Genomic DNA, 4,188 nt, shown 5'->3' with positions numbered 1-4,188 from the left:
TCTCAGTATTTACTTATCTTTACATAGTTTAGTTTTTTCGCGCCGACTTACTTAGAGATGTTTGATTGTAATGTCTCTACATTTGTTTGAATAGCTCTACTAATTAGATTACCCAGTAGTTAACTTCTGCCTAAAGAGTGGCAACACCAAGGAATAAGCATCGGGTCAATCTAAAATTAAAAATTCTTTGACTTTTTACAATAAATATGATATTTTATATTTTCATCAAGAAAAATCAAATATAAACGTGAATATTTCTCCACATACCAAAAAACCGCGTGTCACATGGCAGGCGGTTTTCTCACTGCTGATATTTGTGTTTATGTACCTGCCTATACTGGTACTTGGCTTTTATAGCTTCAATCAGTCACCTTACAGTGCTACTTGGCAAGGATTTACCTTTGATTGGTATCGCAAGTTGTTCAGCGATGATCGCATTTTATCAGCTTTGCAAAATAGTTTGATAGTTGCTGGTTGTGCAGTGGGAATTTCAGCAGTGCTGGGAACCTTGATGGCCGTCGGTTTGGCGCATTATCAATTTCCGCTGAAGAATTTGTATCGCGGTATCGCTTACCTACCATTAATTATTCCTGATATTGCGATCGCAGTGGCTACGTTGGTATGTTTAGCGGCGTTTGCAATACCTTTGAGTTTGTGGACGATAGTTGCAGCACACGTAGTGTTTTGTCTGGCCTACGTAGGACTTGTGGTTTCTTCTAGGCTGACAAATCTAGATCCTCACTTAGAAGAAGCAGCATTAGATTTAGGCGCAACACCAACCCAAGCATTTATCAAAGTATTATTACCTCAATTAATGCCTGGTATTATTGCTGGTTGCTTGTTAGCTTTTGTCCTGAGTTTAGATGATTTTTTGATTGCCAGTTTTACTGCTGGTAGCGGTTCTAACACCCTGCCGATGGAAATTTTTAGTCGTATTAGAACAGGAGTCAAGCCTGATATTAACGCTTTGAGTGTGATGTTGATTTCCGTATCAGCGATCGTTGCTTTTGTAGCGGAATTACTTCGTGTTTCTGGAGAAAATAAAAGCTGAGAATTCGACTTATAATTGACGAATAAAGTTATTGATTATTTAGTTCTGAGTGAACTTTTTTAGCTGTTAAGAATAGCTATATTGAAGAATAATTCAGAATTTATACTTTACAATCAGGGTGCGTTACGGCGTTAGCCAAACGCACCATGTCATTCAACTGATTCTCTACTACCCACATATTTTTATATTTTTAAACACATATAAAAAATTCCGTGTTCGCTTCTCTACATAACTGTTTTCAATAAGATGATATTGGGGCTAACTTTGGAGAAGATGCTATTTTCACTTCATTATGCAAATCTGCCAAAATCCCAATTGCTCAAATCCATTCAACTCTGATAGCAATAGATTTTGCGTCAGTTGCGGACAAAGCAACTTTGGCAAACTTCTAAGAAACCGTTACCGCGTATTGGGACTCTTAGGTGAAGGTGGGTTTAGCAGAACTTATGCTACAGAAGATGCAGATAGACTCAATGCGCCTTGTGTCATCAAGCAATTTTTCCCACAATTTCAAGGAACAGGACAACGTACCAAAGCAGCCCAATTTTTCAAGGAAGAGGCTTTTCGGTTGTATGAACTAGGAGAAAATCATACCCAAATTCCTAGATTACTTGCTTATTTTGAACAAGGTACTAGTTTGTACCTCGTGCAAGAATTTATTCAAGGAAAAACTCTTTTACAAGAAGTTCAGGAACAAATCTATGCCGAAGAACAAATTTGGCAACTTTTAGCTGATTTGTTGCCAGTCTTAGAATTCATTCATACCAGTAACATTATTCATCGGGATATTAAACCAGAAAATATTATTCGCCGTGCAAGCGATGGAAAACCCGTATTAATTGACTTTGGTGGTGCTAAACAGGTAACACAAACCAGTTTAGGAAGACAAGCTACCGTAATTTATACACTTGGTTATGCACCGACAGAACAAATGGCTGGCTTTCCTTGTCACGCCAGTGATTTATATGCTTTGGGTGTAACTTGTGTACGTCTTTTAACTCAATGTTTACCTTTACAGGATGTTTCTGGACAGATTAAAGATCCTATTTATGATGCCATGAATGCTAAGTGGTTATGGCGCGAACGGTTACAAAAAAATGGCATTACTATCAGCGACGAATTAGGAAAAATTTTAGATAAACTACTCAAACATTTACCAAGTGAAAGGTATCAAACAGCAGCAGAAGTTATCAAAGATTTGGAGTTTATACAATCAAACCTTGAACCTGTTGCGCTAAAAATGGTTTCCATTCCCCAACCTGTATTACCACCGCCCAAAGTAATAGCACCATTACCGCCCTTAGAAATTTTTGAATTTGACGTAGTGACAGTAGACACAGCAGGTAGAGAAGTTAGTCGTGTTAGCCGTAGTGCAAAGTTCTTTGCTGAAGAATTGGGTAAGTCTGTCACCCTGGAAATGGTATCAATTCCTGGCGGTACATACATGATGGGTTCACCGGAATTTGAAGGAGACGCTGACGAACGTCCTCAACGCCAAGTGACTGTAGAACCATTTTTTATGGGAAAATTCCCTGTAACTCAAGCACAATGGAGAGTAGTAGCAGCGTTACCCAAAGTCAACCAAACCTTAAATCCCCATCCATCAAAATTCAAAGGTTTAGATAGACCAGTAGAAAATGTATCTTGGCATGAAGCTGTAGAATTTTGTCTCAGGCTATCAGAAAAAACTGGACGCGACTATCGTTTACCGAGTGAAGCTGAATGGGAATATGCTTGTCGTGCTGGAACTACGACATCCTTTCACTTTGGGGAAACCATTACTAGTGATTTAGTTTGCTGTGCTGACGAACCAAAAAGTAAATTTCGCAAAGAAACAACAAACGTAGGCAGTTTTGAAGTAGCCAACACCTTTGGATTGTACGATATGCACGGGCTAGTTTGGGAATGGTGCGCCGACCCGTGGCATAACAATTATAGTGATGCGCCTGCTGATGCAATAGTTTGGGAAGTCGGCGGTGATATGCATCGCCGAGTACTGCGCGGTGGTTCTTGGAGTTTCAGTGCAGAACTTTGTCGCAGCGCCAGCCGTAGTTGGAATGAGTCAGACGGTGGGTTAAGGATTTGTGGCTTTCGGGTGGTATTTTCCAGCGAAGGAACGCCGGAATATCAAGTTTAGAACTTAAAAATCAAGTTTAGTTTTGTAGGGTGCGTTATGGGCATTAGTCCTAACGCACCGAAACGGAGGACTTAAATTAGAGTAATATATAGAACAAACTGCTTGTAGTTCTGATTTATGCAAATCTGCCAAAATCACAATTGCTCAAATCCCTTCAACCCTGATAGTAATAGATTTTGCATGAGCTGTGGACAAAATAATTTTGGCAACCTACTGGGAAATCGCTACCGTGTTTTGAAACTTTTAGGTGAAGGTGGATTTGGGAGAACTTATACAGCAGAAGACACAGCTAGATTTGATGATGTTTGTGTCATCAAACAATTTTTTCCACAAGTGCAAGGAACAGCAGCACTAACTAAAGCAACAGAATTATTCAAACAAGAGGCTAAGCGACTTTATGAATTGGGAGAAAATCACTCTCAAATTCCGAGATTATTAGCTTATTTTGAACAAGGCGCAAGCTTATATCTCGTACAAGAATTTATTCAAGGTCAAACTTTACTCAAAGAACTTCAGCAACAAGCTTTTAATGAAGAACAAATTCGGGAACTTTTAGCAGATTTATTACCAGTTCTGCAATTCATCCACGATCGCAATGTCATCCATCGGGATATTAAACCAGAGAATATCATGCGACGGCAGAGCGATCGCCATCTAATTCTAATTGACTTTGGTGGCGCTAAACAAGTAACACAAACCAGTTTAGCCAGACAAGCCACAGGAATTTACACCGTTGGTTATGCACCAAGCGAACAAATGGCGGGATTCGCCACTCCTCTTAGTGATTTATATGCTTTGGGTGCCACGTGTGCGCGTCTTTTAACTCAATCTTTGGCTGTGCAAGATACCAATGGGAATCTCTTTGACCGTCTTTATGATGCTTTTAATGCTCAATGGTTGTGGCGAGAACTTTTACAGGAAAAAGGTGTTGTCATCAGCGACGATTTAAGTAAGTCGGCGGGGAAATTTATAACTATGTAACGAAAAGTTAACCGTAGAG

Annotated in this window: 2 protein-coding genes and 1 pseudogene; all 3 read left to right on the top strand. The window is 39.6% G+C overall.

Translation table 11 applies throughout. The annotated features are described in order from the left end of the window. Window positions 1–247 precede the first annotated feature (247 nt). Window positions 248–1,051, top strand: coding sequence for an ABC transporter permease (locus tag ACM0OY_RS39590; protein ID WP_414574171.1), 804 nt, complete (start codon window positions 248–250; stop codon window positions 1,049–1,051). A gap of 292 nt (window positions 1,052–1,343) precedes the next feature. Next, a complete protein-coding gene (locus ACM0OY_RS39585; protein ID WP_414574170.1) occupies window positions 1,344–3,188 on the top strand; it encodes an SUMF1/EgtB/PvdO family nonheme iron enzyme in 1,845 nt (614 codons plus the stop codon). A gap of 117 nt (window positions 3,189–3,305) precedes the next feature. Further along, window positions 3,306–4,160: pseudogene (locus tag ACM0OY_RS39580) on the top strand (protein kinase domain-containing protein); the annotation flags it as partial. Window positions 4,161–4,188: the final 28 nt, after the last annotated feature.

The sequence above is a fragment of the Nostoc sp. CCY 9925 genome, assembly GCF_963920935.1.
Classification (GTDB): Bacteria; Cyanobacteriota; Cyanobacteriia; order Cyanobacteriales; family Nostocaceae; genus Nostoc.
Note: the sequence above shows the minus strand (reverse complement) of the source record. Positions and strands in the feature narration are given on the sequence as shown.

What these genes read in the sequence shown, in the direction of transcription:
- ACM0OY_RS39585 (WP_414574170.1), top strand. Translation starts at nt 1,344, where the DNA reads ATGCAAATCTGCCAAAATCCCAATTGCTCAAATCCATTCAACTCTGAT.